This window comes from Pseudomonas anguilliseptica (genome assembly GCF_900105355.1).
In the GTDB taxonomy this organism is placed as follows: Bacteria; Pseudomonadota; Gammaproteobacteria; order Pseudomonadales; family Pseudomonadaceae; genus Aquipseudomonas; species Aquipseudomonas anguilliseptica.
Genome location: NZ_FNSC01000001.1, coordinates 55787 through 81331, shown reverse-complemented (window position 1 = coordinate 81331; position 25545 = coordinate 55787). Strand labels below are relative to the sequence as shown.

The window sequence follows — 25545 nt, the reverse complement described above, 5'->3', positions numbered from 1 at the left end:
CGCCGCTAAAACGCCTCCCGCAACGGTTCGCTCAATGCTGGGTTCTGCCGGCCGGTAACTCCGCTGCGGGCTGCATGGCGTTGCGCAGGTGCTGCTCAAACAGCTCGACAATCGCCGGCCAGCCTTGGCGTGAAGCATGCAACCGGGCATTCAGGCGCACCCGGCGCAGGCCCTCGTGGTCGGTGAGCAGCCAACTGGCGGCGTCGATAAAGCCTTGTTCGTCCTCAGCCACCGCCAACGCGCCGTTATGCCCGTGGCGGATATGCTGCGCCGCTGCCGCTTGATCAAACGCCACCACGCCAAGCCCTGAGGCCAGGGCTTCGAGCACCACATTGCCGAAGGTTTCCGACAGGCTGGGAAACACAAACAGGTCGCCCGAAGCGTAATGCGCGGCCAGTTCTTCACCGCGCTGCAGGCCGCAGAACACCGCCTCCGGCAGTTGCTGCTGGAGGTTGGCGCGCTGCGGGCCATCGCCGACCAGAATCAGTTTCAGCCGCCGTTGCGGGTGCGCCTGTTGCAGCGCCTGAAAGCTCTTGCTAAGTAGGGCCAGGTTCTTTTCTGCGGCCAGGCGGCCGACATGCAGGATGGCGATGTCCTGTTCCGCCAGGCCCCAGCGCTCGCGCAAAGCCGCGCTGCGTTTGGCTGGGTGGAACAGCTGGCTGTCGACGCCCCGCGAGAGCAGTTCCAGATTGTCGAAGCCACGGCGTTGCAGTTCGATCTGCTGGCTGACGCTGGGCACCAGGGTCATCTGCGAGCGGTTATGGAACCAGCGCAGGTAATTGGTCAGCAGGCGGGTTAGCAGGCCAAAGCCGTAATGCCCGGTGTATTGCTGGAAGTTGGTGTGAAAACCGCTGACCACCGGGATCTGCAAACGGCGCGCGGCGCGCAGGGCGGACAGGCCCAGCGGGCCTTCGGTGGCGATATACAACACATCCGGGCGCTGCCGTTGCCAGTTGCGCAGCAGTTTGTGCATCGACGACTGACCCCACTGCAAACCGGGGTAACCGGGCAGCGGCCAGCCGCGGGTCAGCAATAAATCCTGATCGACCGCGCCGCGCGGGTCGACGTTTTGTCGCGGGCGCACCAGTTGCACGCGATGGCCACGGCCGCGCAAGCCGTCGACCATGCGCCCGAGGGTATTGGCCACGCCGTTGATTTCCGGCGCGAAGGTTTCGCTGATCAGCGCGATATGCAGGGAAGCTGTGCTCATGGCAGCAGTGTCCGCTGCCGCTATGTAATGACTGTGACGCTTTGATTGCGTGTGTATTTCAGTCGAGCAGTTCGATCAACTGCTGACGCAGCCAGGCATGCGCCGGGTCGAGGTGCTGCTGCTGATGCCAGATCAGGCTGACCTGCACCGGCGGCATGTCGAAGGGCAGCGGCGCGATTTCCAGCGCATGCACCGGAGCGAAGGCTTCGGCCAGGCGCGCGGGCACGGTGCCGAGCAGGTCGGTCTGAGCAACGATGGCCGGGATCGGCAGGTAGTTGGGCAGATGCAGCGCTGCCTGCCGGCGCACCCTGGCCGAGCCGAGGACGATTTCCAGTGGCGAACCACGCCCGGCGCGCGGCGTTACCGTGATATGCCGCGCCTGTTGGTAACCCTCCAGGCTCAGCCCGCCGGCGAAGGCCGGGTGTCCGGCGCGGCCGATGGCCACCAGCGGCTCTTCGCGCAGCGGCGCGTAATGCAGGTCGGGTGAGTCGAAGTGCAGGTAATCGATGGCCAGATCCAGCGCACCGCTTTCCAGGCGCTGCACCAGGCTGTCGGCATCATCGGCTTGCACCAGCAACTCGACCTGCGCGGCGCTGCGCGCCAGATGCGCCTGCAACATGGGCAGCAGCGCGGCTTGCGCGTAGTCGTTAAGCGACAGGCTGAAGGCGTACGGGGTTTGCGGATCAAACGGCTCGGCCGGGCCCAGGCCGGTCTGCAGCAGGCGCAGCGCCTGACGTACTGGCACATACAGGGCCTGGGCGCGGGCGGTGGGCGTCATGCCGCGGGCGGTACGCAGGAACAGCTCTTCGCCCAGTTGCTGGCGCAGGCGGGCCAGGGCGTTGCTCACCGTCGACTGGCTCAGGTGCAGGCGCTCGGCGGCGCGGGTCAGGTTGCCCTCCTGCATCAGCGCATCGAAGACCAGCAGCAGGTTGAGGTCGAGTTGGCGCAAATTCGTAATCAAGAATAATGCTCTTTTCAAATATCCATTATTCGAATGATCTGGCCGCGCCTAGACTGCTGTCAATCCGCACAGGAGTCATGCCGTGGCCTATAAAAACGACAATGCCCAGGCTTTCCGCACACGTTATCGGGATGCCATCCACCCGCTGTACAACCCCTGGCTGCATGCCGGCTTTGTGCTGGCCTACGGCCTGACCTGCATCAGCCTGCTGTGGCGCACCCTGGATGCGGTGGCACTCTGGCAGTGGTTGCTGGTACCGCTGACTCTGGTGTTCTTCAGCTGGGGCGAGTACCAGGTGCACAAGCGCCTGGGGCACAACAAGACGCGCTTTGGCCAGCTGTTCTACAAGCGCCACACAGGTGATCACCACAGCTTTTTCGTCGAAGGTCAGATGCGTTACGAGACGCCGCGTGACTGGCGGGTGATCCTCTTTCCGGCCTGGCTGATCGTGCTCTACAGCGTGCCGCTGCTGGGCATCTGGTGGGTGCTGGCACACCTCGACGGCAACCTCGCCGCGCTATTCGCCGGCAGCATGCTGCTGGGGTATATGAGTTACGAGGTGGTGCACGCGTGCGAGCATCTGCCAGATAAACACCCGGTTTCGCGCCTGCCGTGGATTCGTCAGATGCGCCGTTTGCATGCGCTGCACCATCGCCGTGAGCTGATGCATTCGCGCAACTTCGGCATCGTTCATCCGCTGATGGACTGGCTGTACGGCACCCTGCACTGGGAACCTGAGCCGACCTGTCAGCAGAACCGCCAGCAGCATCGCGTGCATATCGCCCGCCCTGCGGACGAGGTGCTGAGTTATGCCGCCGCCCCGGCGCATTGGCCCGAGTGGCATCCGTCGTCGTTACATATCTACGGCCGCGATGGTGTACTGCTTGCGGGTGACGTGTTTGAGGAAGATATCCACGCTGGTGGCCGCGCCGGCCATCTGCGCTGGGATGTGCTCGACTATCAACCGGCACGCCGCTGGCAAGCCAGCGCCCGTGGCGATCACGGCCTGGGGCTGCTGCTGGCCTACGAGTGCCTGGAAGTGGAGGGCGGTTGCGAGTTTGTCCGCACCCTGGAATACGGTTTCGACGGTGTGCTGATGCGTCTGGCCAACCGCCTGCTGCTAAGCCGGCGCATCGAGCGCGAATCCCTGGCCTCGATGCAGGCGCTGCGCGCGGTGCTTGAGTGCAGCCAGCCTGCGGGGTGATGACTTAGGACGTGGACGTGAGCACCTGCTCCTGGCGTTCACGCACCCAGAACACCGTGGCGCCGGCCACGGCTGCCGGCATCATCAGGATATTCAGCCCCGGCACCAGCAAGGCCGCGTAGGTGATACCGCCAAAGCCCAGGCTCTGCCAGCGCTTTTCACGCAGCCAGGCGAGCATGTCCTGCCAGCTCATCTTGTTGTTGTCCGCCGGGTAGTCGATGTACTGAATCGCCATCATCCACACGCCAAACAGCAACCACAGCGGTGCGGCGATCAGATTGACTACCGGGATAAAACTGAGGATCAGCAGGCCAATGGCGCGCGGCAGAAAGTAGCCCAGCTTGCGCAGCTCGCGGCCCATGGTGCGCGGCACCATGGCCATCAGCTTGGCCCAGCTGAACGGCGGAAAATCATCCTGCCCGCGTACCACCACTTCGACCTTCTCCGCGAGAAAGCCGTTAAACGGCGCCGCGATGATATTGGCCAGCAGGGTGAAGGTGAAGAACACCATCAGCAGTACCAGCACTACAAACAGTGGCCACAGTACGTATTCAAGAAAGCCCAGCCAGCTCGGCAGGCTGGGCATAAAGGTGTCGACCCAGCCGCCGAACTGCTGCATGGCCAGGTAAATCAGGCCAATGAAAAGGATCAAATTGATCGTCAGGGGCAGCAGCACAAACAGCCGCAGGCCGGGGCTCAGGACCAGTTTCAGGCCTTCGCTGAGGTATTGCGGGCCGGTCAGTACGGGAGCAGGCATGGGTGGGAGTCTCCGCGAGGTTGAAGTCGCGCCGACCTTACCGGCTTTGTGTGGCAGGTGAAAGCCTCTGCAACGGGCGCTAACGATTGTCGGTCGGTGTTATAGCGCTTGCCTATGCAAGGGATCCTCTGAAGTAGCCATGCATTTCTGGCTGACGTCAGCCTCTGCTGATTTCGAAAGTGATAAATCGATCAAAAACGATCAGATTACCGGCTCATTTCTGTGTTTTTAGCCGCCGCGAGCACCTCGCGGCAGCCATTTCCAGCATTACGGGCGCACCTCTCCTGCATTCGTCAGTAAATGTCGGCGCGCCATCCACAGATTTGACAGCGCGAATAAAGTCACCAGTTGCGCCGTGTTTTTGACCAGGCCACGGAAGCGCGTCTTCACATAACCGAACTGACGCTTGATCACCCGAAACGGATGCTCGACCTTGGCTCGCACTTGGGCCTTGGCCTTCTCGATTTTGCGCTTGGCTTTGTACAGCGCGCTGCGCTTACCGAGTTTCTTGTAAGTGCTACGCCGTGCTGCAACCTGCCAGATCACTTGACGGCCCTCATGCTCGGGGCGCTTCTCGACACCGGTATATCCGGCATCGGCCCCCACCATGTTTTCCTCGCCGTGCAGCAGCTTATCGACCTGGGTGACATCCGCCACGTTGGCGGCAGTACCCACCACGCTGTGCACCAAGCCAGACTCGTCATCCACCCCGATGTGCGCCTTCATGCCGAAGTAATACTGATTGCCTTTCTTGGTTGAGTGCATCTCAGGGTCACGCTTACCGTTCTTGTTCTTGGTTGAACTCGGCGCGTTGATCAGCGTGGCATCGACGATGGTGCCTTGGCGCAGCGACAAACCACGGTCACCCAGGTAGCCATTGATCACGGCCAGGATGCCGGCAGCCAGTTCGTGTGTTTCCAGCAAGCGGCGGAAGTTGAGGATGGTGGTTTCGTCAGGAATGCGCTCCAGAGTCAGCCCGGCAAACTGGCGTAGGATGGTGGTCTCGTACAGCGCCTCTTCCATCGCCGGATCGCTGTAACCGAACCAGTTTTGCATCAGATGCACTCGCAGCATCGCCATCAGCGGATAGGACGGTCGGCCGCCTTCACCCTTTGGATAATGCGGCTCGATCAAAGCGATCAACCCTTTCCATGGCACTACCCGATCCATCTCGATCAGGAACAATTCTTTGCGGGTCTGCTTGCGCTTGCCGGCATACTCGGCGTCGGCGAAGGTCATCTGCTTCATCGGAAAACTCGGCGGGTGGAGTGCGGATATTTTGCCAAAATCAGGAAGTCTTTTTCAGACCATCCCAAGGCATTGGCAAAGCATATTTCCGCCATGCACGGGGCGGGCATAGGCTGCGCGTCATCCCTTTGCGGGGCTTCTGACCTTACTGCCTTCCCCTAGGTACTCCCGGAAGTCCCTTTTTATTGCTGCCGGCGCTGCCGGGTGGAGTTGCTGATGTCTGCCAATCGTCATGCTCGTGTGATCATTCTGGGCTCCGGCCCTGCCGGCTATAGCGCTGCGGTCTACGCCGCGCGGGCCAATCTCAAGCCACTGCTTATCACCGGCCTGCAGGCTGGTGGCCAACTGACCACCACCACCGAGGTGGATAACTGGCCAGGCGATGTACATGGTTTGACGGGGCCGGCGCTGATGCAGCGCATGCAGGAACATGCCGAGCGCTTCGAGACGGAAATCGTCTACGACCATATCAATGCTGTGGACCTGGCCGGCAAACCGTTCACCCTGGTCGGTGACAGCGGCACTTACAGCTGTGATGCATTGATCATCGCCACCGGTGCCAGCGCCCGTTACCTGGGTTTGCCCAGCGAAGAAAGTTTTATGGGCAAGGGTGTTTCCGCGTGTGCCACCTGCGATGGCTTCTTCTACCGCAACCGCGAGGTCGCGGTGGTCGGTGGCGGCAATACGGCGGTGGAAGAGGCGCTGTACCTGGCCAATATCGCCAGCAAGGTGACCCTGGTGCACCGCCGTGGCAGCTTCCGTGCGGAGAAGATTTTGCAGAACAAACTGCAGGCGCGCGTGGCCGAAGGCAAGATCGTGCTCAAGCTGCACGCCGAGGTGGATGAGGTGCTCGGAGACAATATGGGCGTGACCGGCGTGCGGGTGAAGAACAACGATGGCAGCTTTGACGAGCTGAGCGTTGACGGTCTGTTCGTCGCCATCGGCCATACGCCGAACACCTCGTTGTTCGAGGGGCAGCTGGCGCTCAAAGATGGCTATCTGGTGGTCAACGGTGGCCGCGAGGGCAATGCTATGGCCACCAGTATTCCCGGCGTGTTTGCTGCCGGCGATGTAGCCGACCACGTTTACCGCCAGGCGATCACCTCGGCCGGTGCCGGGTGCATGGCGGCGCTGGATATTGAGCGTTATCTCGACGGTCAATAAGCCTGAGAATGCAAAAAGCCTCGATTGAATCGAGGCTTTTTGCATTCTGCGGTCTGCTTAGACCCAGGTATTCAACTTCAAATCCCGCGAACTCATGCGCAGAAACTGATCGCTGGCTTTGACCAGCAGAGCGTGTTCATCGACGGTCAGTTCGCTGCTCTTTTTGCCTTGCGCTTCGCTGCGGTACAGGGTTCTGCCGCCTTCTTCGCGCAGGCGCTGGTAGCGCTGGCTGCGTGCTTCCACCTTGAGCGTCAGCAGGTCGACATAGGCGACTTGCAGCAGTTCGCTCTGCCCGGTTTCCAGGGCGCAACGCTGCAGAGCAGGAGTGTGGGTGAAGGGCGATTCGGAGAGCATCACCTGCTGGCATTCGCTGAGGTCCGGGCGTGGTTCGCCGTTGTGGAACCAGTTGCCACGGATATCGCGCTTGAGGTTGAGGCTGCGTTGGCCATGGTTGTCGACCTTCAGCCATAGGCGGCGAAAGCGCCAGCGTGGGTCGCAGTTGAGCACGTAGGTGGCGGCGATGCTGTGGCCCTGCAGACTCTGCATCAGATGACTGGTGGCGTTGATGCCGTGTTCATCGATGTTCAGGCGCAGGTTTTCCACGCCGGGGTTGTGCCATGGTTTCCAGACCAAGGTCTGCTGCATCTAAGCGACTCCAAGCCAGGTAAGGTTGGAGAAACCGGGGAAGCGCGGCTATGACGCAGCACGGAGCACCTTCCCTAGTGTTCTCGTTCAAGTAATGGCGCGCAGCATAGGGGGATTTAAATGTGATGTCTGTCAGCTTTTGCCGACAGTTGCGCAAGTTCTTGCTCGTTAGCTCAAGCGTGTGATTACAGGTTGTTGCGCTGCAGCGACGGCTGCTCGAAACGTACGCCAGCCAGGCCGGTGTCCATCAGTGCGCGGATATTGCCGTGATCACTGCCGCTCGGGGTGGCCAATACGCTGCGATAGTGCTCGCCAAAGCACAGCAGGGTTTCTTCCAGGCTTAGACCTTCGAGCAGGGCCAGGCCGAGGGTTTTGCATGAGCCTTCGTTCTGCCCAGTAGGGTTGTGCACGGTGCCATTGCTGAAGGCGCTGGGCTGGTACTGGTAGTGCTCGGCGATAAACGCCAGGGTTTCGGCGAAGGTGAAGTGTTCGCTGCGCAGCTTGGCGCGAAAGTCGTTGAGGTCGCTCATTACTTTTTCCCTTTGCTGAAGGCTGCCTGCTGCTCGGCGCTGGCTTCCTTCTGGTATTTGGCTTTCCACTCGGCATACGGCATGCCGTAGACCTCTTCGCGGGCCTCATCCGGGGTGATGGCCACACCGATATCGTCGGCGGCGGCTTTGAACCATTTGGACAGGCAGTTATGGCAGAAACCGGCGAGATTCATCATGTCGATGTTCTGCACATCGGGGCGCGAACGCAGGTGTTGCACCAGGCTGCGAAAGGCGGCGGCTTCAAGTTCGAGGCGTTCTTGCTCGGTCATGGCAATGCTCTCTAAAGGCAGGCGGGAGTGCGTGGCGGCGATGATAAGAGCATGCCCGTCTGGCGGCAACGACCCGGCGCAGGGCACACCGGGAATCGACTAACGGTGCCCGGCGAGGGTGATCGAGACCGACTCGGCAAAGCGCAGGGCGTGCAGTTTGTCGACTTCAACTTCGGCGTAGCGCACGTCCGGGTTGGCCATTACCAGGTCGAGAATCTCCTGGGTCATGCGTTCCAGCAGGGCGAAGCGGTTTTCTTCGACGTGGCGAATCACTGCCTTGGTGATGGTGCGGTAGTTGAGGGCGTGGTCGATATCGTTATCACGCACCGCTTCCACTGCGGGATAGAGGATGGTCAGGTTGATCAACACATCCTGCTTGTTGTTGATCTCCTCTTCCTTGATGCCGATGTAGGTGCGCAGGCGCAGGTCTTTGACGCGGATGCGCGCCATCCCAGGTTCCAGTCGCGGCATTACTTGCTCCGTCCGATCAGTTGCAGGAATTCGTGGCGAGTGTTGCAGGATTCACGGAAGGCTCCAAGCATCACCGAAGAGGTCATTACCGAGTTCTGCTTCTCCACGCCGCGCATCATCATGCACATATGCTTGGCTTCGATCACCACGGCCACGCCAGCGGCGTTGGTAACCTGCTGGATCGCGTCGGCGATCTGCTTGGTGAGGTTTTCCTGGATCTGCAGGCGCCGGGCGAACATGTCGACGATGCGCGCGACCTTCGACAGGCCGAGTACCTTGCCGGTGGGGATATAGGCCACATGAGCCTTGCCGATAAACGGCAGCATGTGGTGTTCGCACAGTGAGTACAGCTCGATATCACGGACGATCACCATCTCGTCGTTATCCGACTCGAACAGCGCGCCGTTGACCACGTCTTCCAGGCTCTTGTGGTAGCCGTTGCACAGGTACTGCATGGCCTTGGCAGCACGCTTTGGTGTGTCCAGCAGGCCTTCGCGTTCGGGGTTTTCACCAACGCCGAGCAGGATCTCGCGGTAGTGGTTGGGCAGTTCTGGAGTCATTGCAAGGTCCTCGCGGCCAGGCTCATTTGAGGTGGCGGCCGCCGTTGACGGTCAGTGTGGTACCGGTGACGTAAGGGTTGTCGAGCAGATAGCGCAAGCTCTGGTAGATCACTTGGGGCCCGGGCTCAATGCCCAGTGCCGATTTATTCAGGGTTTTATTACGGTAGTCGGCGTCGTCGTCCGGGTTGAACAGGATCAGCGCCGGGGCGATACCGTTGACCTTGATCTGTGGGGCGAAACGCGCGGCAAACGACAGCGTCAAACTGTCCAGCCCGGCCTTGCTGGCACAGTAGGCCGGCCGGTTGGCACTGCCTTTACGCGCCACGTCATCGCTGATATGCACGATATCGGCTGGGATTGAGCGCGCCAGCAGCGGCTGGCAATGCAGGTTGATCAGGTAAGGCGCGAGCATGTGCACGCTGAACAGCTGTTGAAAGGCTGCGGCTTCCTCGCCAGGTGTTTCCACCAGCCAGTCGGAGGCGTTGTGCACGATGGCGCGCAGGCAGTCGGTGTGTGCTTTGAGTTGCTCGATAAACGCCAGAATGCCGGCTTCGCTGGCAAAGTCCGCCTGTAGGGCCAGCGCGCCGCGTTGCCTGAGTGCCTCGATGCCATCGCGCTCGCTGCGGTAGGTGATGATCACTGCATGACCGTCATCTAGCAGGCGTTCGGCGCAGTACAGGCCAATGCGCTGGCTGGCTCCGGTTATCAGGATGGGGGCGGCGCTAGCGCTCATACTCGACTCGGCAGAAAGAAAAGGGTGGGTTCAGCGACGCTGCGCCGGGTTACGTGACCAGTAGGGCGTGACCTCGACTGAATCAGGGGTAAAGTTATACCAGCAACAATTTTTGTACAACCATGCGCCCCGTGAGGGTACTGGTCTGTTTCATGTCATTTAGCCTATTTCATTGAGCTGTATCGGTATTTTTTCTACAGGCGGGCTTAATAAAATTGTTTTTATCATGTACGAAATTGGTTTTATTGTACAAGTGTGCCGTTATGAAGCCTTGGCAGTTGAGCATTGCAGTGCTGTGTGGGCAGGTGCGCCATGTTGAGGTGCTCACCCTGCGCTGCAGTGGCTACAAGGTGCAGGTGGTCAGCAAGGCTGGCGACGTGCGCACGCTGGAGCATGCGTCGGGGCGTGCGCTGTGGCCTGGATTGGCATTACTCAAGGCGCGCCTGCGCCGTTGCGGAGTGCGGCAGATGTTGGTGCTGCAGCCGGAAAGCCACGATGAAATTATTGCTCGCCCCGCGTTGCTTGAGCCTGATCCGGGGCTGTGGATCAAGCTGTACTGATGGCTTATCGCAGACTTTCTGCTGGCAGTGCAGGCGGCGTTTCTGCAGCGCCGGCTGGCGTCCGGATGAGGTAGCCAGTCGAGGTGCGGGCGGAGCCGGCAGAACAGTCGGTAACCCAGTTCCAGCAGCGGTCGTAGTGCCGGCCAGGTCAGTGGTGTGGCCCAGCGCTCAAGGCCGGCTGCGCGCCAGCTCCATAGCGTGGCATCCAGGCCGGTCACCCATTGGCCATCGGCGAAGCGTGCATGCAGGCGGTTCTGCAGGGTTTCTCGGCTGTGGCCGACGGATTCGGGATGAAAGTCATCGAGGCCGATATCGACCAGGCACAGACGCTGCACATCGGCACGCTGGCGCAGCAGTTGGATTTCGCGCGCACACAGTGGGCAATCGCCATCGTAGTAGAGGGTAAGCCAGTGCGGTTGCTTGTTCATGGTCTAACTCTTTGTATAGGTTTTGTACAAAGTATGCCAAAAATAGCTGAGTTACAATGCGGGCAACATTTTTTCTGTGATACCTGCGCCCATGTCCGATCACGTTGGTACTGCGTCCCTCGTTTCGAGTGCCCTCAAGCAGGAAGAGCTCTTTCCTATTCGTGAAGTGGCGCGCCTGACCGGCGTCAATCCAGTCACCCTGCGGGCCTGGGAACGGCGCTATGGGCTGATCCAGCCAACCCGCACTGACAGCGGTCATCGCCTGTATTCGCAGGTGGATATCGAGTCGGTGCGCAGCATTCTGGCGTGGATCGAGCGTGGTGTGGCCGTGAGCAAGGTTGGCAAGATTCTGGCCAAAAGCAGCTCGATCAAATCTGCCAGTTCACCGGTTTATGAAGAGGTCAGCGCCAGCGAGTGGGGCGAGTGGCAAGCCCAGCTGCGCCGCGCCATCGGTGCCTTCGACGAGTTGCGCCTGGATCGTCTGTACGGCCAGATTTTCTCCAGCTACCCGCTGCCGGTGGTGTTCCAGGACATCCTCATGCCGCTGTGGCAGGAACTGCTGCTGCGTCAGGACGAATACGGCCAGGCTAGCGAGTGGCTGTTTCTCGATACCTTTCTGCGTGCTCGTACCTTGCAGCGCCTGCAGGTGCTGCGCGCCCAGGTTGAGGAACGTGTACTACTGGCGGCCTTGCCGGGTCATTGCCGCGAACTGGAACTGCTGGTTGCCGGATTGCTGCTGAGCAGTGCCGACACCGCTGTCAGCGTGCTCGGGCTAGGCCAGCCACTGGAAGAGCTGACCCTGATCTGTGAAAAAATGCAGCCCCAGGCACTGGTGCTGTTCTCCAATCAGCCGCCCAGCGATGACTTGCCCAAGGTGCTCTCGCGTCTGGCGCTAGCGCTGGATTGCCCGCTGGTGATGGCTGGCGATGGTGCCGATCTGGCCGAGGAAAGCCTCAGCGGTTCGCCGATTGCCTGCCTGGGCAACGAAGGTCGCCTGATGCAGCGCCGTCTGCAGCAGTTTCTGGCGGGTCACCTGGATACCTGATTTCTTCTATTAAGCACGCCTGAATAAGCGCAGTCGCCGTCATGGCAACTGCGCTTTCGCCTGCCTGCAATTTGTTGCTGATTCCGATTAGTTGTACAGCTTGTACAGAAAATTGCTTGCTATCTGGATGTTTAGGCTATACAAAACCTATATATTGATTGTTTGTGTATAGCTTTAATTCGCTTGTACAGCTTGAGGACTGAGCAATATGACCCAATACCGCGCACCCCTTCGTGACATGCGTTTCGTTTTTGACGAGGTGCTCGACGCTTATGCCACCCTGCAGTCGCTGCCTAGTCAGCGCGAGTTCGGAGACGACCTCGGTGGCGCCATTCTGGAAGAAGCCGCCAAGCTGGCGGAAAACGTGCTAGCCCCGTTGAATGGGTCAGGCGACAAGCAAGGCTGCGCGTATGACCCGCAGAGCAAGTCGGTAAAAACCCCTGATGGGTTTCGTGCTGCCTATCAGCAATTCGCCGAAGGCGGCTGGACCGCACTGGCGTGCTCGCCTGAGTTCGGCGGTCAGGGCTTGCCTCATGTGCTGAACATGATGGTTGAGGAGATGGTTTGCTCGGCGAACCTGTCGCTGGGCATGTATCCGGGGCTGACCCACGGCGCGATCAACGCGTTGACCGCTCACGGTGCTCGTGAGTTGCAAGAGCGCTATCTGCCGAAACTGATCGGTGGTGAATGGACAGGCACCATGTGCCTGACCGAGCCGCAGTGTGGCACCGACCTGGGCCTGATCCGCACCCGTGCCGTAGCGCAGGCTGACGGTAGTTATGCCATCAGCGGTACCAAAATCTGGATTACCGGTGGTGAGCATGACCTGGCTGACAACATCCTGCATCTGGTACTGGCCAAGCTGCCCGATGCACCGGACAGCGTAAAAGGTATTTCGCTGTTCCTGGTGCCCAAGTTCCTTGCAGGCGGCAGTCGTAACCCTGCGTTCTGCGGCGGCCTGGAGCACAAGATGGGCATCAAGGGGTCGGCCACCTGTGTGATGAATTTCGAAGGCGCCCAGGGCTGGCTGATTGGTGAGCCGAACAAAGGCCTCAAGTGCATGTTCACCATGATGAACTCGGCGCGCCTGATGGTTGGCATGCAGGGCCTCGGTATTGCCGAAAGCGCTTATCAGGTCAGCCTGGGATTCGCCAAAGAGCGGCTGCAAAGCCGCTCGCTGTCCGGCCCGAAAGCGGCGGACAAGCCGGCTGATCCGATCATCGTGCACCCGGATGTACGGCGCATGTTGCTACGGCAGAAGGTGATGATCGAAGGTTGCCGCGCGCTGGCCTATTTCACCGGTCTGCATGAGGACGTTGCCCATGATCACGAAGACCCTGCGGTACGCGAGCAAGCGGATGATCTGGTGCAGTTGCTGACGCCAGTGGTGAAGTCGTTCCTCACTGACTAAGGCTTCAACTGCGCCAATGAAGGTTTGCAGGTGCTCGGCGGTTCCGGCTTCACCGAAGACTGGGGCATTGAGCAGCTGGTACGTGATTCACGGATTACCCGTATCTACGAAGGCACTAATGGTATTCAGGCGCTTGACCTAGTCGGCCGCAAGCTGGGTCTGGGTGGCGGACGTGCAGTGCGTAGTTACTTTGCCCTGATTGAAGATTGGCTCAAGGCCAGCGCCGAGGCTGAGCATGTGGCTGCAGTAGCTGCTGCGCTCAAGCAGTTGCAGCAGGCCACGCTGTGGATCGCTAGCGAGGGGATGAAAGACCCCGAGCAGGCCGGTGCGGCTGCAACGCCGTATCTGCGCCTGTTTGCCCTGGCCAGTCTGGCCTGGATGTGGGCGCGCATGGCTGCGGTAGCCAAGGCCAAGTTGGCGGCCGGCAGCACGGAAACCCTGTTCTACGGCGCCAAGCTGAAGTCTGCCGACTTCTTTATGGCGCGCATTCTGACTGAAACCGACAGCCTGCTGGCTGAGGTCAAGGCCGGCAAAGCCACCCTGATGGCTTTCAGTGATGAGGAATTTGCTGCCTAAAACGACTGCGCAATCCGATAGCCACAAGTTTCGCCCATTTTCGGTTATCGGATTTTTTATCCCTGCTGCAGGCGTTTTGCCTGCACTTTAGGCCCGCCTGAATGCGGGTCTTTTTTTGACCGGGATTTACTAGGCGTCTGTCGCTGGCCTTAGCGGCGTCCAGCATGCAGTCGTTGTTCCTGCTGCAGGTGTTGCTGGTAGATGAACTGGCGCTACTGCTCGTCGCTACGCCGGTCGAGGGTGTGCAGCTGGTAGGCCAGCAGGCCGCCTTCGGTTTTACGGACGAAAACCCCGGTCAAGGCAATCGGCGTGTGCTCGTCTACTGGCAATACCAGATGAAAGCGCTTGGGGATCCTCTGAAGTAGCCATGCATTTCTGGCTGACGTCAGCCTCTGCTGATTTCGAAAGTGATAAATCGATCAAAAACGATCAGATTACCGGCTCATTTCTGTGTTTTTAGCCGCCGCGAGCACCTCGCGGCAGCCATTTCCAGCATTACGGGCGCACCTCTCCTGCATTCGTCAGTAAATGTCGGCGCGCCATCCACAGATTTGACAGCGCGAATAAAGTCACCAGTTGCGCCGTGTTTTTGACCAGGCCACGGAAGCGCGTCTTCACATAACCGAACTGACGCTTGATCACCCGAAACGGATGCTCGACCTTGGCTCGCACTTGGGCCTTGGCCTTCTCGATTTTGCGCTTGGCTTTGTACAGCGCGCTGCGCTTACCGAGTTTCTTGTAAGTGCTACGCCGTGCTGCAACCTGCCAGATCACTTGACGGCCCTCATGCTCGGGGCGCTTCTCGACACCGGTATATCCGGCATCGGCCCCCACCATGTTTTCCTCGCCGTGCAGCAGCTTATCGACCTGGGTGACATCCGCCACGTTGGCGGCAGTACCCACCACGCTGTGCACCAAGCCAGACTCGTCATCCACCCCGATGTGCGCCTTCATGCCGAAGTAATACTGATTGCCTTTCTTGGTTGAGTGCATCTCAGGGTCACGCTTACCGTTCTTGTTCTTGGTTGAACTCGGCGCGTTGATCAGCGTGGCATCGACGATGGTGCCTTGGCGCAGCGACAAACCACGGTCACCCAGGTAGCCATTGATCACGGCCAGGATGCCGGCAGCCAGTTCGTGTTTTTCCAGCAAGCGGCGGAAGTTGAGGATGGTGGTTTCGTCAGGAATGCGCTCCAGAGTCAGCCCGGCAAACTGGCGTAGGATGGTGGTCTCGTACAGCGCCTCTTCCATCGCCGGATCGCTGTAACCGAACCAGTTTTGCATCAGATGCACTCGCAGCATCGCCATCAGCGGATAGGACGGTCGGCCGCCTTCACCCTTTGGATAATGCGGCTCGATCAAAGCGATCAACCCTTTCCATGGCACTACCCGATCCATCTCGATCAGGAACAATTCTTTGCGGGTCTGCTTGCGCTTGCCGGCATACTCGGCGTCGGCGAAGGTCATCTGCTTCATCGGAAAACTCGGCGGGTGGAGTGCGGATATTTTGCCAAAATCAGGAAGTCTTTTTCAGACCATCCTTGGGGGCTTTGCGCCGTGCCCGATGTTCGATCAACGCACCATTCATCGACAGCTGATGAATCCACAGATCGCTCGGCTGCGCACTTGGCGTGTGCAGCGGTAACGGCTCAGGCAGGGGCGAGCGCCAGGCGCGGTTGATCTCGCCTTCATCGAAAATCTGCGGGGCGCTGAGCTGCAAATAGGGCGTGTTCTGCTCATCCTGGCTGAGGTGCAGGTCGAAGGTCAGGTGCTGATTGGCGATATGCGCGTGCAGGCTCAGCGGCTCATTGGCGGTGTAGTGCGAGAGCAGTTCGCTGAGCTGCTTGGCAATGTCCATCGACAGGTGCGGTTGGCTGCGCTGTTCGGTTGGGCCGGGCTGATGCAGCTGGCGGATAAACGCCAGTTCTGCCTGGGTCAGAAGTGCCTGTTCTTGCATGGAAGCGGTCTACATCGGGCTCTGGAGCTGTTGTGACCGCTGCTTTGAGGATTAGTTACTGCCGGTCGTCGCCTGCAAGCGTGCGAGTTCAGCCTTGAGGGTGGCCAGTTCGGCTTCCAGTTGCTTGACCCGCTCCTGCGCTTCGACTTGCTCGGTGACGTTCTTCTGGATGCCGATGTAGTAGGTCAGCTGGTCGGCGTCATTGACCACCGGGGTGATCGACAGCTCGTTCCAGAACGGGCTGCCGTCCTTGCGGTAGTTGCGGATGATCTGCCGGCACGGGCGATGGTTCTTCACCGCTTCGCGGATGGCGGCCAGGCCCGGCTGGTCGCGGTCGTCGGCCTGGAGGAAGCGGCAATCCTGATAGAGGATGTCTTCACTGGTGTAGCCGGTGAGCTTTTCGAAGGCGGGATTGGCATAGATCAGGATGTTGTCGTCGCCTTCCTGTTCGGCCACCACGATGCCGTCGTTGGAGGCGTTGATCACCAGTTGCAGCAGTTTGGCGTTGATCATGAGGCGATTTCCCAGGCTATGTCGGCTGCATTCTAAAACATCCGGGCGGGCTGTCTACTTGCGGCATAATGCCGGGCTTATCGATTTGGTTCTGACTGTTTCGGAGTTCTGCATGAAAATCGCCATTCTTTCCGGCTCGGTGTACGGCACCGCCGAGGAAGTTGCCCGCCACGCCGAGCGTCTGCTCAAGGCCGCCGGCCATGAGGCCTGGCACAACCCGCGCGCCAGCCTGGCAGATATTCAGGCCTTTGCGCCCGAAGCCTTTCTGGCGGTGACCTCGACCACCGGCATGGGCGAATTGCCGGATAACCTGCAGCCACTGTACTACGCCATCCGTGATCATCTGCCGGCCTGGAACGGCTTGCCGGGTGGGGTGATTGCCCTCGGCGACTCCAGCTACGGCGATACCTTCTGCGGCGGCGGCGAGCTGGTGCGCGAGCTGTATGCCGAGCTGGGCATTCGTGAAGTGCAGCCGATGCTGCGCCTGGACAGCAGCGAAAGCGTGACCCCGGAAACCGACGCCGAGCCCTGGCTGGCGGACTTTATCGTGGCGTTGCAAGGCTGATGCACCCGCGCGCGCAGGAGCTGATCACGGCGCTGCAACTGCAGACGCATCCGGAAGGTGGTTATTACCGTCGTCTGTATGAGTCGTCAGCGCAGCTGGACGGCGGCCGCCTGTGCGGTACGGCGATTATCTTTCTGCTCCCAGCTGGCGCGGTCAGCCGCTGGCACCGGGTGGATGCCGACGAGCTTTGGCACTTCTATGAGGGCGCGCCGCTGGAGCTGCTGATCGCCGAGCAGCCCGATGCGGTGCGTTGCGCGCGCCTGGGGCCGGTGGCGATTGGGCAGCTACCGCAGCGCCTGGCGCCGGCGCATGCCTGGCAGGCGGCACGCAGCACCGGGGCGTTTACCCTGGTGGGTTGCACGGTTACGCCGGGTTTCGACTTTGCCGGCTTCCCGCTGCTCAGTGATGAACTTGAGGCCCAGCGCGACTGGCCCCTGCTGGCGCAGCTGCATCCCGAGCTGGTTTGACCTGCAAGGCCACCACGCTGGCCGCCAGAGCGACTCACCTTTGCGGCATCCCTCGCTAGACTCCTGGGCACTTTAATAACAAAAGCCGAGGAGTCCACCATGACCGTTGCCCACGCACTGCCTGTTGTCAGCCTCAAGGATCAGGTTTCCGCTGCCGAATGGCAGACGCGGGTGGACCTGGCCGCCTGCTACCGACTGATTGCCCTGTATGGCTGGGATGATCTGATCTTCACCCATATCTCGGCGAAGATTCCCGGCACTGAAGATTTCCTGATCAACCCCTATGGCCTGATGTTCCATGAGATCACCGCCTCCAGCCTGGTGAAGATCGACCTCTCCGGTAAAAAGCTGATGGACAGCCCGTTCGATATCAACCCGGCCGGCTACACCATCCACAGTGCCGTGCACGAAGTGCGTCACGACGTTGGTTGCGTGTTGCATATCCACACCCCAGCGGGGATCGCTGTATCGGCGCAGAAGCAGGGTTTGTTGCCGCTGTCGCAGCAGTCGCTGTTCGTTCTCGCCAGCCTGGCCTACCACGGCTATGAAGGCGTGGCGCTGAACCATGACGAGAAGTCGCGCCTGCAGGCGGATCTGGGCGACAAGAATTTCATGATCCTGCCTAACCACGGCCTGCTCACCGCCTTCGGCAGCATCGCCGATGCCTTCCTCGGCATGTTCACCCTGCAGCGCGCCTGCGAGATTCAGGTGATGGCGCAGAGCGGCGGGGCAGAGCTGATCCATATCCCGCAACAGATTCTTGATGGCGCCCGGGCGATGATCGCCGGCGTGATGAAAAGCCCGCAGGGCATGGGCGGCGCACTGCCGTGGCCGGCACTGCTGCGCAAACTGGATCAACAGATGCCAGGTTACGCAGCATGACGGCGCTGCCAGGGGTTGCCCTGGCGGATTGGCGCAGCGCGGGGCAGACCTTCAGCTTTAACGGCCATGCCATCCGCTACTGGACGGCCGGGCAGGGCGAGCCGCTGTTGCTGATTCATGGTTTTCCCACCGCCAGTTGGGATTGGCACTACCTGTGGGCCGCGCTGGCGGAGCGCTATCAGGTGATAGCCTGTGACATGCTCGGCTTTGGCGACTCGGCCAAACCGCGTGGGCATGCCTACAGCCTGCTGGAGCAGGCCGATCTGCAACAGGCGCTGCTGGCGCACCTGGGCGTGGATAAACCGCTGCATGTACTGGCCCATGACTATGGCGACAGCGTGGCGCAAGAGCTGCTGGCGCGGCATCAGGACGGACGCGTGCAGCTCGCCAGTTGCGTGTTTCTCAATGGCGGGCTGTTTCCGGAAACGCACCATCCGGTATTGGTGCAGAAGCTGCTGCTCAGCCCCATCGGCCCGCTGGTTGGCCGGTTGTTCAGCCGGCAGAAGCTGGCGCAGAGTTTTGCCAAGGTGTTTGGCCCGCACACTCAACCGAGCGCCGGTGAGCTGGATGACTTCTGGAGCCTGATTGCCGCGAATAACGGTCCGGCGGTGATGCATCGCTTGATCCGCTATATGCCCGAGCGCCGGGTCAACCGTGACCGTTGGGTGGCGGCGATGCAGGCTACGGCGGTGCCGATGCGAGTGATCGACGGTGCAGTCGACCCAATTTCCGGGGCGCATATGGTGGCGCGTTACCGTGAGCTGATTGCCAAGCCAGACACTGTGCTGCTGGAGGGCATTGGCCATTATCCGCAGACCGAGGCACCGGATCAGGTGCTGACGCATTACCTGCAATTTCGTCAACGGCTGGAGGCCAAACGATGCAACGACGCACAGTCCTGAAAGGTGCCGCCCTCGGTGGTGTGGTGGCTCTGGGTGCCGGTTTCTGGGCATTGCCCAGCGGCGAGGCTCCCGCTGCCTTGAGCCTGGAGGGCGCGCAGCAGGTGCTGGCCGGCTTGGTCGATCAACCGCTGTTGAGCCTTAAAGGCTGGAGCCCGGCCGAAGTGTTCAACCATTGCGCGCAGAGCATCGAGTACTCCATCAGTGGGTATCCCGAGCTCAAGCCCGCCTGGTTTCGCAGCAGAGTCGGCCCGCTGGCGTTCAGCGTCTTTGCCGCGAGCGGGGCCATGCGCCATCCGCTGGATGAAGCCATTCCCGGTGCGGCTGCGCTGAATACACCCGCGACCCAGGCTCAGGCGCTGCAGCGTTTGCAGCAGGCGTTTGCCGACTTCGCCGCGTATCAGGGCGAGTTGCAGCCGCATTTTGCCTATGGCGCGCTTAGCTATGCCGATTACGCCCAGGCTCATGTGTTGCATCTGTATAACCACTTGAGCCTGATCCACCCGGCCTAACTATCCCGCTGCTTTATTGCGCACCATTCAGCGCGACTTGTATCTATTGTGACCGGAGTGCGCCTGCTGGACACTCGGCGCATTGTTAATCTGCCGAGGAATGCTGCATGAGCGACGACATCCGTTTTCAAGATCAGGTTGTAATCGTCACCGGGGCTGGCGGCGGCCTGGGCCGCGCCCATGCGCTGCTGTTCGCAAAGCACGGCGCCAAGGTGGTGGTCAACGATCTGGGCGGCAGCACCCACGGTGAAGGTGCCAACGCCTCGGCGGCGGACAAGGTGGTCGAGGAAATCCGTGCAGCGGGTGGCACGGCCGTGGCTAACCACGACTCGGTGACCGACGGCGAGAAGATCGTGCAGTGCGCCCTGGACACCTTCGGTCGCATCGATGTGGTGGTGAATAACGCCGGCATCCTGCGCGACAAGACCTTCCACAAGATGGAAGACGCCGACTGGGACCTGGTTTACAAAGTCCACGTCGAGGGCGCCTACAAGGTCACCCGCGCCGCCTGGCCGCATATGCGTGAGCAGGGCTATGGTCGGGTTATCTTCACTGCGTCCACCTCGGGCATCTACGGCAACTTCGGCCAGTCCAACTACGGCATGGCCAAGCTCGGCCTGTACGGCCTGACCCGTACCCTGGCTCTCGAAGGACGCAAGAACAACATCCTGGTCAACGCCATTGCCCCTACCGGCGGCACGCGTATGACCGAAGGCCTGATCCCGCCGCAGGTGTTCGAGCAGCTCAAGCCTGAGCTGGTCAGCCCGTTGGTGGTGTACCTGGCGAGCAATGCCTGCGAAGAAACCTCCGGCCTGTTCGAAGTCGGCGGTGGCTGGATGGGCAAGGTCCGTTGGGAGCGCAGCTTGGGTGCCGGCTTCGATCCGCGGGTTGGCTACAGCCCGGAAGACGTGGCTGCCAATTTCGCGCAGATCTGCGACTTCGAGGGCGCGGCCCATCCGAAGGACAATATCGAAGCGATGAAAGAGATGATGGCCAACCTGCAGAAGTTCGCCCTCTGATCTCGACAATCGCCGGGCGCTCAGTCACTAGGCTGATGCCTCGCGTATCGCTCTGCAACGCAAAGGCCGGCTAAATTGCCGGCCTTTGGCTTTTTAGCGAACGGGGTAAATGGCTCGTTCGCAGTGATGGTGTGACGGGCCGCCAGTCGGTCAGCGGCATTTATTGAGTGCCTAGAAAAGCTGGGTCAACTCAGTCTGAACACCTAAGCAGTGCGGCGCCGCGCAAGCAACTTACGCCACCAGATCACCACGCCGGTAACACTCAAGACGGCAATGGCCAGTCCGAGTACGGCAATCAATATGCGTCCAGGCAAGCCTAAAATTCGCCCGCCGTGAATAGGTAACTGCAGTTGGTAAAAACGCTCGTCCAAGCTGCCTTGCCCCGGAATATCCTGGCCCAGGAAGTGACCATCGCTGCCATGAAAATACAGCCATGCATTGCCTTCATCACTGCCGTGGGCGCCAAAGCCCGCCCCAAAAAAGTTGTACTCAAAGCTGTAATACAACTCGCCCACGGGTTCGTTTAAGCCTAATCGCGCCCCTTCCTCAAGCGCTCGCTGATAAAGCTGGTGGTAATCCAGATGGGTTGTGCCGAGCTGCTCCGCTGGCATGCGCCCGCGGGCCTCGTGCACGCTCAGAGGCACTGGTGAAAAAATTGATACCACTGGTTTAAAGACTTCTGCGGGCAGGTTCATGGCAATACTGCTGACCGCGACCGGCGTCAGCAATAACCAAAGCCACAGTCCGCCGGCACGGTGCACATCGTAATTTAAGCGCTTGGGTTTGATTTTCCACGCGATTGACCACTTGGACCAAAACGGCAGTTTTCTTGGCAGGGTTAATAGCAGCGCGATCAAACAATCCAAGCTCCAAAAAATCGCAACCAACCCCATCAACAAAATTCCCCAGTTACCCGGTAATGTCAGGTTGTAGTGGAACTCGAGAATGAACGGCACGAAGTTCTCTCGGGAAAAACAGCAGTCGCCCCAATACCGCTGACCGAGGGTTTGACCATTACTCGCATCAACGTAATAAACCACCGCACGCGCATTCGCATAGGGTTTCTGAGTGGTGGGGTCAGTTCGCGGCACCATGGCCATTAAGGCGGGGTGCTCAGCCTCATCCGGGTACTCCATGTACCAAACCTGCAACTGCGGGTGTGCTGTTTGCAGGCGGTCAACCAGGTCTCCGGGCAACATCGGTTTGCCGCTGCCATGAGTGTTGTAGAAACCCGGATTCAGCCACTCATCAAGCTCGTGATGAAAAGCCAAAATGCTTCCGGTTATGCCGGCCAAAGCAAGAAACAATGCAGTCGCCAGGCCGACGTAGCGATGAAAATAAACCAGCAATGAACGCATGACGTTTATCCAGGCAAACGAACGCCGGGGACGTTAAATCCCGGCGTTGAAGAGACAAAATCAGAAGTTGTAGCTAACCGTCGCGGTGACGTTGCGCTCTTCACCGAAGTAGCAGTAATTGAGGCTGCCGCACGAGGCTACATAACGCTCGTTGGTTAGGTTGTTGGCATTCAGGCGCACGTCTAACCCGGTCAAACCCAACTGGCCGAGGTCATAGCTCATAGATGCATCAATCAGGGTGTAGGACGGGACTTCAAGGGTGTTCTCCGCATCCGCCCAGCTTGCGCCGACATAGCGCACACCGGCGCCCGCTTTCAAACCGTCCAGGCTGCCACCGAGGAAGCTGTAATCGAGCCAAAGCGATGCCATATGCTCAGCCGCCTGCGTCGGAGAGTTGCCCTCGTTGTCCAATGCAGGATCAACCGTACTGGTGATCGATTTTGAATATTCAATATCGGTGAAGGTATAGCTACTCAGCAGGCGCACAGCCTCTGTCAGTTGCATACGCGCCTCAAGTTCGAGGCCTTGTGAGCGTACGGCACCAACTGGACGATAGAAGTGTTCATCCGCTGCTTTAGACGCCAAGTTTTCTTGTTCGATATGAAACAGTGATGCGGTGTACAGGTCATCCCTGCCAGTAGGCTGGAACTTCAAGCCGAACTCCCACTGTTTGCCTTCAGTCGGTGCCAGCGGGTTGCCGTCTTGGTCAGCATAGGCGTTAGGGTTGAACGACTCGGAGTAACTCATGTACGGCGCCACGCCGCTATCAAACAGGTACAACACACCTGCGCGCCCGGTGAACTGGCTTGGATCATCTTCGCTAGTGCCACCGTAGATTTCATCTTCTGACTCAACCTCGACCCAGTCCTGACGAGCCCCTAGCGAGAAGCGCCATTTATCCAGTGCGATCAGGTCTTGCAGGTAAACGCCGGTTTGCTCAAGGCGCCGAGTGGCACTGCTGGCCCAGGCGGGATTCAGGGTGACAGTGCCGCCGTACACCGGATTGAACGCATCAATATTACTGGCGGTACCAGCGGTGTAATCCACACGGGTTTTGCGCCGCTGATAATCAAAACCACCAACCAATGTGTGCTGCGCAGCGCCGGTGTCAAATTCGGCTTGAAGCATGTTGTCGACAGTCCACGCGTGGAGCTTTTCATCTGCACCAGTGTAAGCCCGGAACAGTTCGGTATCGCTCGCCCAACCCGCTGCATAGAGCTGTTCAGAACTGACATCTGAAGTCTGATAGCGGAAATTCTGGCGCCCAGACCAGGTATCGTTAAAGCGATGCTCAAATTGATAGCCAATCATCTGTTGTTCACGCTCAAAGCTGTCTTGATCGGGCTCGCCTTCGAAGAAATGCTCAGAGATATAACGTCCAGCATGGCGATTGATCGTGCCATCAGCTGGTAAACCACCGTGATAGCCACTGTTTGGGTCTTTCTGCAGATAAGCCTGCAAGGTCAAGCTGGTGTCTTCGCTGAAGTCGATGGACACGCTTGGCGCCAGCGCGTAGCGCTCTTCATCGGCATAGTCGAACTGGGTGTCGGCACTGTCGACCAGCCCGGTCAAGCGATAAGCAATGCGCTGCTGATCGTCCAGCGGCCCAGTAAAATCAAACCCGACGCCCTTCTTGTTGTTGCTGCCTACGCTCGCTTGAATCTGACCGGATGACTGAAACTCAGGCTTTTTGGTGGTCATTGCTGCCAAACCACCCGGCAGGCTACGGCCATAAAGCACGGATGACGGCCCTTTGAGAATATCGATACGCTCGAGAAAGTAGGGGTCAATTTGTAGTGTGCTGTAGGTGCCGCTGTCGCCCATCATTTTCAGGCCATCGAGGAACAGATTGTCCACCGAGCCATCATTAAAGCCGCGCATCGCCACATAGTCATAGCGGTGAGTTGCGCCATAAGGGCTGGTCATGACACCGGGCGTATAGCGCATGGCTTCGGCCACGGTTTGCGAACCTTGATCATCCATCTGCTCGCGGGTTACAACCGATACTGATTGTGAGGTTTCTAGCAGTGGCTGGCTGGTCTTAGTGGCAATGCTGCTATGCGTGGCGTTGTAGCCTTGCATGCTGCCGAGCGCGTTGCCCAGGGCAAAACCTTTAACCATGGTAGCCGGTAACTGCGTGACCCCGGCATTGTCTTGCCTGAGCAAGGTGTAAGCACCTTGCTCAGTCTGGCTCACGCTCAAACCGCTGCCTTCTAGCAAGCGCGAAAAGCCCTCCGTAACCCCGTACGTCCCATTGAGCCCTGATGTCTGCTTTCCTTCTGTAAGCCGCGCGTCGATCGCTAGCATCACTCCTGCCTCACCGGCAAAGCGGCTTAAGGCAGATGACAAGTTACCGGGCGCGATGCTGTATTGACGCACTTGCTGGCTGCTGGTTTGCGCCTCTGCAGCGAACGACATCTGCGGGACTAATGCCAAGGGCAGCAGCAAGGCAGCGCAACGAATAGCCTGACGCAGGCTGGATGGACGAGATGGCAAACAATCGGTAGAGCACATCGGGTGACCCTTTGGCAGATGGTTATAACGAATAGGCCAAGCGAGTCGTGAAAAGGGGAACTCAGAAATAATTGTCATTCGCGCTAAAAACCCAAAAGCCGCGTTTTAGCTCGCTATCGGCTCCAGGGTCACCCACCACGACCAGCGCCGGTTAACCCGGATCGGCAGGCTCGACTCGAGCGCCGCGTAAATGCGCTCTGGGTCTTGTAGCGGAAATGCGCCAACAATCAGCAAATCAGCAATCCGTGGATCCACCGCCAAATGCCCGGGTACATGCTCAGAGAGTTCGTTGATGAACGAGCCGAGAGAGCGATTATCAGCTAGCAAAATCCCACGTCGCCAACTATCACGCCCGCTAGATGCCATGCTTGTCACGCTGATTTGCTGATGATCAAACAACACCTGCTGGCCGCCCTGCACGACGTTACTGACGCCACTTTTACAGGTGACACGCACGGCACCTGCAAACACATTGAGCAGCGTGCCTTGCGCCTGTTTGCGCACACTGCAGCGCGCATCCAAAGCATGCAGGCGCCCATCGGCCGTTTCAACGTACAACGGCCGGGCAGGTGATTGTGTGTCTGGGGCGCTGTCGAGCAATAACTCACCCTGCCATAAGTGCATCAGGCGATGCTGTGGGCCGTAGGTAATATCAACTGAGCTATTACTGTTGAGCCACAATTGCCCGCCATCTGCGAGTGTCAACTCTTTGATCTCACCGGTCGCACTGGTCTGGTCCGCCACCCAGGCCTGCATCGGTTTACGCGAAACCGCCAGCCCTAATACTGCACCACTGCCCAGTAGCAGTAGGCTGGCCAGAACCTGTCGCCGCGTGCTCCCAACGCCCTGCAAAGCCTTGCGCGCAAGCGGGCGTTGAGCAACTGGCAACGCGTGAAATTGACCACTGATACGCTGCACGTTCTGCCAGGCGGCTTCATGCGCCGGATTGCTTGCTAGCCACAATTGCCACGCATGACGCTGCTTATCGCTGACCTGCTCACTCGCAAGCACCGCAAACCACTCAGCCGCCTGCTCAAGCACCTGATAATCAAGTTGAGCGGCCATA

Annotated in this window: 27 protein-coding genes and 2 pseudogenes; 12 read left to right on the top strand and 17 right to left on the bottom strand. The window is 59.6% G+C overall.

What is annotated here, in order from left to right:
• Positions 1-31 precede the first annotated feature (31 nt).
• Both BLW24_RS00420 and bsrA read right to left on the bottom strand, forming a co-directional pair.
• The gene (locus BLW24_RS00420) at positions 32-1210 is read right to left on the bottom strand and encodes a glycosyltransferase family 4 protein (RefSeq protein WP_208600119.1); all 1179 of its coding nucleotides are present in this window, start codon (positions 1208-1210) and stop codon (positions 32-34) included.
• A gap of 58 nt (positions 1211-1268) precedes the next feature.
• Positions 1269-2171, bottom strand: coding sequence for a LysR family transcriptional regulator BsrA (gene bsrA / locus BLW24_RS00415; RefSeq protein WP_090375353.1), 903 nt, complete (start codon positions 2169-2171; stop codon positions 1269-1271).
• 82 nt (positions 2172-2253) lie between these two features.
• On the opposite strand from bsrA, the gene BLW24_RS00410 reads away from it, so the two are divergent.
• On the top strand, positions 2254-3375 hold the full coding sequence (locus tag BLW24_RS00410; RefSeq protein ID WP_090375351.1) for a sterol desaturase/SRPBCC family protein: 1122 nt from the start codon (positions 2254-2256) through the stop codon (positions 3373-3375).
• A 4-nt stretch (positions 3376-3379) separates the two neighbouring features.
• Here BLW24_RS00410 and cysZ read toward each other — a convergent pair whose 3' ends face one another.
• On the bottom strand, positions 3380-4132 hold the full coding sequence (cysZ, locus tag BLW24_RS00405; RefSeq protein ID WP_090375349.1) for a sulfate transporter CysZ: 753 nt from the start codon (positions 4130-4132) through the stop codon (positions 3380-3382).
• Between the two features lie 267 nt (positions 4133-4399).
• On the bottom strand, positions 4400-5380 hold the full coding sequence (locus tag BLW24_RS00400) for an IS5 family transposase (RefSeq protein WP_090375347.1): 981 nt from the start codon (positions 5378-5380) through the stop codon (positions 4400-4402).
• Between the two features lie 216 nt (positions 5381-5596).
• Between BLW24_RS00400 and trxB the strand changes: the two genes are divergently transcribed.
• Positions 5597-6544, top strand: coding sequence for a thioredoxin-disulfide reductase (gene trxB, locus BLW24_RS00395; RefSeq protein WP_090375345.1), 948 nt, complete (start codon positions 5597-5599; stop codon positions 6542-6544).
• Positions 6545-6601: 57 nt separating this feature from the next.
• Here the strand turns inward: trxB and BLW24_RS00390 are convergent, their stop codons facing one another.
• From BLW24_RS00390 to folM, 6 genes are all read right to left on the bottom strand, one after another.
• Positions 6602-7189, bottom strand: coding sequence for a putative glycolipid-binding domain-containing protein (locus tag BLW24_RS00390; protein ID WP_090375343.1), 588 nt, complete (start codon positions 7187-7189; stop codon positions 6602-6604).
• A 185-nt stretch (positions 7190-7374) separates the two neighbouring features.
• Positions 7375-7719, bottom strand: a complete 345-nt coding sequence (locus BLW24_RS00385) for a HopJ type III effector protein (protein ID WP_090375341.1) — start codon at positions 7717-7719, stop codon at positions 7375-7377.
• Positions 7719-8009, bottom strand: a complete 291-nt coding sequence (locus BLW24_RS00380; protein WP_090375339.1) for a DUF1244 domain-containing protein — start codon at positions 8007-8009, stop codon at positions 7719-7721. The genes BLW24_RS00385 and BLW24_RS00380 overlap by 1 nt, the downstream gene beginning before the upstream one ends.
• Before the next feature lie 99 nt (positions 8010-8108).
• Positions 8109-8480, bottom strand: coding sequence for a dihydroneopterin triphosphate 2'-epimerase (gene folX / locus BLW24_RS00375; protein WP_090375336.1), 372 nt, complete (start codon positions 8478-8480; stop codon positions 8109-8111).
• The gene (gene folE / locus BLW24_RS00370) at positions 8480-9040 is read right to left on the bottom strand and encodes a GTP cyclohydrolase I FolE (protein WP_090375334.1); all 561 of its coding nucleotides are present in this window, start codon (positions 9038-9040) and stop codon (positions 8480-8482) included. The genes folX and folE overlap by 1 nt, the downstream gene beginning before the upstream one ends.
• 22 nt (positions 9041-9062) lie before the next feature.
• Positions 9063-9773: a dihydromonapterin reductase gene (gene folM / locus BLW24_RS00365; RefSeq protein WP_090375332.1), complete on the bottom strand. Its 711-nt coding sequence runs from the start codon at positions 9771-9773 to the stop codon at positions 9063-9065.
• Between the two features lie 263 nt (positions 9774-10036).
• On the opposite strand from folM, the gene BLW24_RS26285 reads away from it, so the two are divergent.
• Positions 10037-10333 (top strand): hypothetical protein, encoded by a 297-nt coding sequence (locus BLW24_RS26285; RefSeq protein WP_244161293.1) that lies wholly within the window; start codon positions 10037-10039, stop codon positions 10331-10333.
• A gap of 140 nt (positions 10334-10473) precedes the next feature.
• Here BLW24_RS26285 and BLW24_RS26280 read toward each other — a convergent pair.
• Positions 10474-10761: pseudogene (locus BLW24_RS26280) on the bottom strand (thiol-disulfide oxidoreductase DCC family protein); the annotation flags it as partial.
• Between the two features lie 91 nt (positions 10762-10852).
• Here BLW24_RS26280 and BLW24_RS00355 point away from each other — a divergent pair.
• The 3 genes and pseudogenes from BLW24_RS00355 to BLW24_RS00345 all read left to right on the top strand — a co-directional run bounded on the left by BLW24_RS00355 (position 10853) and on the right by BLW24_RS00345 (position 14158).
• Positions 10853-11806 carry a MerR family transcriptional regulator gene (locus tag BLW24_RS00355; RefSeq protein WP_090375329.1) on the top strand — a complete coding sequence of 318 codons (954 nt, stop codon included), beginning with the start codon at positions 10853-10855 and terminating at the stop codon, positions 11804-11806.
• A 208-nt stretch (positions 11807-12014) separates the two neighbouring features.
• A pseudogene (locus BLW24_RS00350) lies at positions 12015-13793 on the top strand (acyl-CoA dehydrogenase C-terminal domain-containing protein).
• 164 nt (positions 13794-13957) lie between these two features.
• Positions 13958-14158 carry a hypothetical protein gene (locus BLW24_RS00345; RefSeq protein ID WP_090375328.1) on the top strand — a complete coding sequence of 67 codons (201 nt, stop codon included), beginning with the start codon at positions 13958-13960 and terminating at the stop codon, positions 14156-14158.
• Positions 14159-14288: 130 nt separating this feature from the next.
• Here the strand turns inward: BLW24_RS00345 and BLW24_RS00340 are convergent, their stop codons facing one another.
• From BLW24_RS00340 to BLW24_RS00330, 3 genes are read right to left on the bottom strand one after another with little or no spacing between them, the layout of a single operon-like run.
• A complete protein-coding gene (locus BLW24_RS00340; RefSeq protein WP_090375326.1) occupies positions 14289-15269 on the bottom strand; it encodes an IS5 family transposase in 981 nt (326 codons plus the stop codon).
• Between the two features lie 40 nt (positions 15270-15309).
• Entirely contained in the window at positions 15310-15750 is a 441-nt protein-coding gene (locus BLW24_RS00335; protein WP_090375322.1) for a hypothetical protein, read from the bottom strand.
• Between the two features lie 51 nt (positions 15751-15801).
• Positions 15802-16263 (bottom strand): PAS domain-containing protein, encoded by a 462-nt coding sequence (locus BLW24_RS00330; RefSeq protein ID WP_090375320.1) that lies wholly within the window; start codon positions 16261-16263, stop codon positions 15802-15804.
• Between the two features lie 112 nt (positions 16264-16375).
• On the opposite strand from BLW24_RS00330, the gene BLW24_RS00325 reads away from it, so the two are divergent.
• The 6 genes from BLW24_RS00325 to BLW24_RS00300 all read left to right on the top strand — a co-directional run bounded on the left by BLW24_RS00325 (position 16376) and on the right by BLW24_RS00300 (position 20607).
• Positions 16376-16828, top strand: coding sequence for a flavodoxin (locus BLW24_RS00325; protein ID WP_090375318.1), 453 nt, complete (start codon positions 16376-16378; stop codon positions 16826-16828).
• Positions 16828-17295: a cupin domain-containing protein gene (locus tag BLW24_RS00320; protein WP_090375316.1), complete on the top strand. Its 468-nt coding sequence runs from the start codon at positions 16828-16830 to the stop codon at positions 17293-17295. The genes BLW24_RS00325 and BLW24_RS00320 overlap by 1 nt, the downstream gene beginning before the upstream one ends.
• A gap of 99 nt (positions 17296-17394) precedes the next feature.
• Positions 17395-18177 (top strand): class II aldolase/adducin family protein, encoded by a 783-nt coding sequence (locus BLW24_RS00315; protein WP_090375314.1) that lies wholly within the window; start codon positions 17395-17397, stop codon positions 18175-18177.
• A complete protein-coding gene (locus BLW24_RS00310; protein ID WP_090375312.1) occupies positions 18174-19079 on the top strand; it encodes an alpha/beta fold hydrolase in 906 nt (301 codons plus the stop codon). The genes BLW24_RS00315 and BLW24_RS00310 overlap by 4 nt, the downstream gene beginning before the upstream one ends.
• Positions 19058-19588, top strand: a complete 531-nt coding sequence (locus BLW24_RS00305) for a DUF1569 domain-containing protein (RefSeq protein WP_090375309.1) — start codon at positions 19058-19060, stop codon at positions 19586-19588. The genes BLW24_RS00310 and BLW24_RS00305 overlap by 22 nt, the downstream gene beginning before the upstream one ends.
• Positions 19589-19695: 107 nt before the next feature.
• Positions 19696-20607 (top strand): SDR family oxidoreductase, encoded by a 912-nt coding sequence (locus tag BLW24_RS00300; RefSeq protein WP_090375307.1) that lies wholly within the window; start codon positions 19696-19698, stop codon positions 20605-20607.
• Positions 20608-20810: 203 nt separating this feature from the next.
• Here the strand turns inward: BLW24_RS00300 and BLW24_RS00295 are convergent, their stop codons facing one another.
• The 3 genes from BLW24_RS00295 to BLW24_RS00285 all read right to left on the bottom strand — a co-directional run bounded on the left by BLW24_RS00295 (position 20811) and on the right by BLW24_RS00285 (position 25544).
• Entirely contained in the window at positions 20811-21965 is a 1155-nt protein-coding gene (locus tag BLW24_RS00295; RefSeq protein ID WP_090375305.1) for a PepSY-associated TM helix domain-containing protein, read from the bottom strand.
• A gap of 60 nt (positions 21966-22025) precedes the next feature.
• Complete coding sequence (locus BLW24_RS00290; RefSeq protein WP_090375304.1) at positions 22026-24479, bottom strand: TonB-dependent siderophore receptor; 2454 nt, start codon at positions 24477-24479, stop codon at positions 22026-22028.
• Positions 24480-24584: 105 nt separating this feature from the next.
• Positions 24585-25544 (bottom strand): DUF4880 domain-containing protein, encoded by a 960-nt coding sequence (locus BLW24_RS00285; RefSeq protein ID WP_090375302.1) that lies wholly within the window; start codon positions 25542-25544, stop codon positions 24585-24587.
• Between the last annotated feature and the right edge of the window lies 1 nt (position 25545).

What these genes read in the sequence shown, in the direction of transcription:
- BLW24_RS00420 (WP_208600119.1), bottom strand. Translation starts at nt 1,210, where the DNA reads ATGAGCACAGCTTCCCTGCATATCGCGCTGATCAGCGAAACCTTCGCG.
- cysZ (WP_090375349.1), bottom strand. Translation starts at nt 4,132, where the DNA reads ATGCCTGCTCCCGTACTGACCGGCCCGCAATACCTCAGCGAAGGCCTG.
- BLW24_RS00400 (WP_090375347.1), bottom strand. Translation starts at nt 5,380, where the DNA reads ATGAAGCAGATGACCTTCGCCGACGCCGAGTATGCCGGCAAGCGCAAG.
- trxB (WP_090375345.1), top strand. Translation starts at nt 5,597, where the DNA reads ATGTCTGCCAATCGTCATGCTCGTGTGATCATTCTGGGCTCCGGCCCT.
- BLW24_RS00390 (WP_090375343.1), bottom strand. Translation starts at nt 7,189, where the DNA reads ATGCAGCAGACCTTGGTCTGGAAACCATGGCACAACCCCGGCGTGGAA.
- BLW24_RS00385 (WP_090375341.1), bottom strand. Translation starts at nt 7,719, where the DNA reads ATGAGCGACCTCAACGACTTTCGCGCCAAGCTGCGCAGCGAACACTTC.
- BLW24_RS00380 (WP_090375339.1), bottom strand. Translation starts at nt 8,009, where the DNA reads ATGACCGAGCAAGAACGCCTCGAACTTGAAGCCGCCGCCTTTCGCAGC.
- folX (WP_090375336.1), bottom strand. Translation starts at nt 8,480, where the DNA reads ATGCCGCGACTGGAACCTGGGATGGCGCGCATCCGCGTCAAAGACCTG.
- folE (WP_090375334.1), bottom strand. Translation starts at nt 9,040, where the DNA reads ATGACTCCAGAACTGCCCAACCACTACCGCGAGATCCTGCTCGGCGTT.
- folM (WP_090375332.1), bottom strand. Translation starts at nt 9,773, where the DNA reads ATGAGCGCTAGCGCCGCCCCCATCCTGATAACCGGAGCCAGCCAGCGC.
- BLW24_RS26285 (WP_244161293.1), top strand. Translation starts at nt 10,037, where the DNA reads ATGAAGCCTTGGCAGTTGAGCATTGCAGTGCTGTGTGGGCAGGTGCGC.
- BLW24_RS00355 (WP_090375329.1), top strand. Translation starts at nt 10,853, where the DNA reads ATGTCCGATCACGTTGGTACTGCGTCCCTCGTTTCGAGTGCCCTCAAG.
- BLW24_RS00345 (WP_090375328.1), top strand. Translation starts at nt 13,958, where the DNA reads ATGCAGTCGTTGTTCCTGCTGCAGGTGTTGCTGGTAGATGAACTGGCG.
- BLW24_RS00340 (WP_090375326.1), bottom strand. Translation starts at nt 15,269, where the DNA reads ATGAAGCAGATGACCTTCGCCGACGCCGAGTATGCCGGCAAGCGCAAG.
- BLW24_RS00335 (WP_090375322.1), bottom strand. Translation starts at nt 15,750, where the DNA reads ATGCAAGAACAGGCACTTCTGACCCAGGCAGAACTGGCGTTTATCCGC.
- BLW24_RS00330 (WP_090375320.1), bottom strand. Translation starts at nt 16,263, where the DNA reads ATGATCAACGCCAAACTGCTGCAACTGGTGATCAACGCCTCCAACGAC.
- BLW24_RS00325 (WP_090375318.1), top strand. Translation starts at nt 16,376, where the DNA reads ATGAAAATCGCCATTCTTTCCGGCTCGGTGTACGGCACCGCCGAGGAA.
- BLW24_RS00320 (WP_090375316.1), top strand. Translation starts at nt 16,828, where the DNA reads ATGCACCCGCGCGCGCAGGAGCTGATCACGGCGCTGCAACTGCAGACG.
- BLW24_RS00315 (WP_090375314.1), top strand. Translation starts at nt 17,395, where the DNA reads ATGACCGTTGCCCACGCACTGCCTGTTGTCAGCCTCAAGGATCAGGTT.
- BLW24_RS00310 (WP_090375312.1), top strand. Translation starts at nt 18,174, where the DNA reads ATGACGGCGCTGCCAGGGGTTGCCCTGGCGGATTGGCGCAGCGCGGGG.
- BLW24_RS00305 (WP_090375309.1), top strand. Translation starts at nt 19,058, where the DNA reads ATGCAACGACGCACAGTCCTGAAAGGTGCCGCCCTCGGTGGTGTGGTG.
- BLW24_RS00300 (WP_090375307.1), top strand. Translation starts at nt 19,696, where the DNA reads ATGAGCGACGACATCCGTTTTCAAGATCAGGTTGTAATCGTCACCGGG.
- BLW24_RS00295 (WP_090375305.1), bottom strand. Translation starts at nt 21,965, where the DNA reads ATGCGTTCATTGCTGGTTTATTTTCATCGCTACGTCGGCCTGGCGACT.
- BLW24_RS00290 (WP_090375304.1), bottom strand. Translation starts at nt 24,479, where the DNA reads ATGTGCTCTACCGATTGTTTGCCATCTCGTCCATCCAGCCTGCGTCAG.
- BLW24_RS00285 (WP_090375302.1), bottom strand. Translation starts at nt 25,544, where the DNA reads ATGGCCGCTCAACTTGATTATCAGGTGCTTGAGCAGGCGGCTGAGTGG.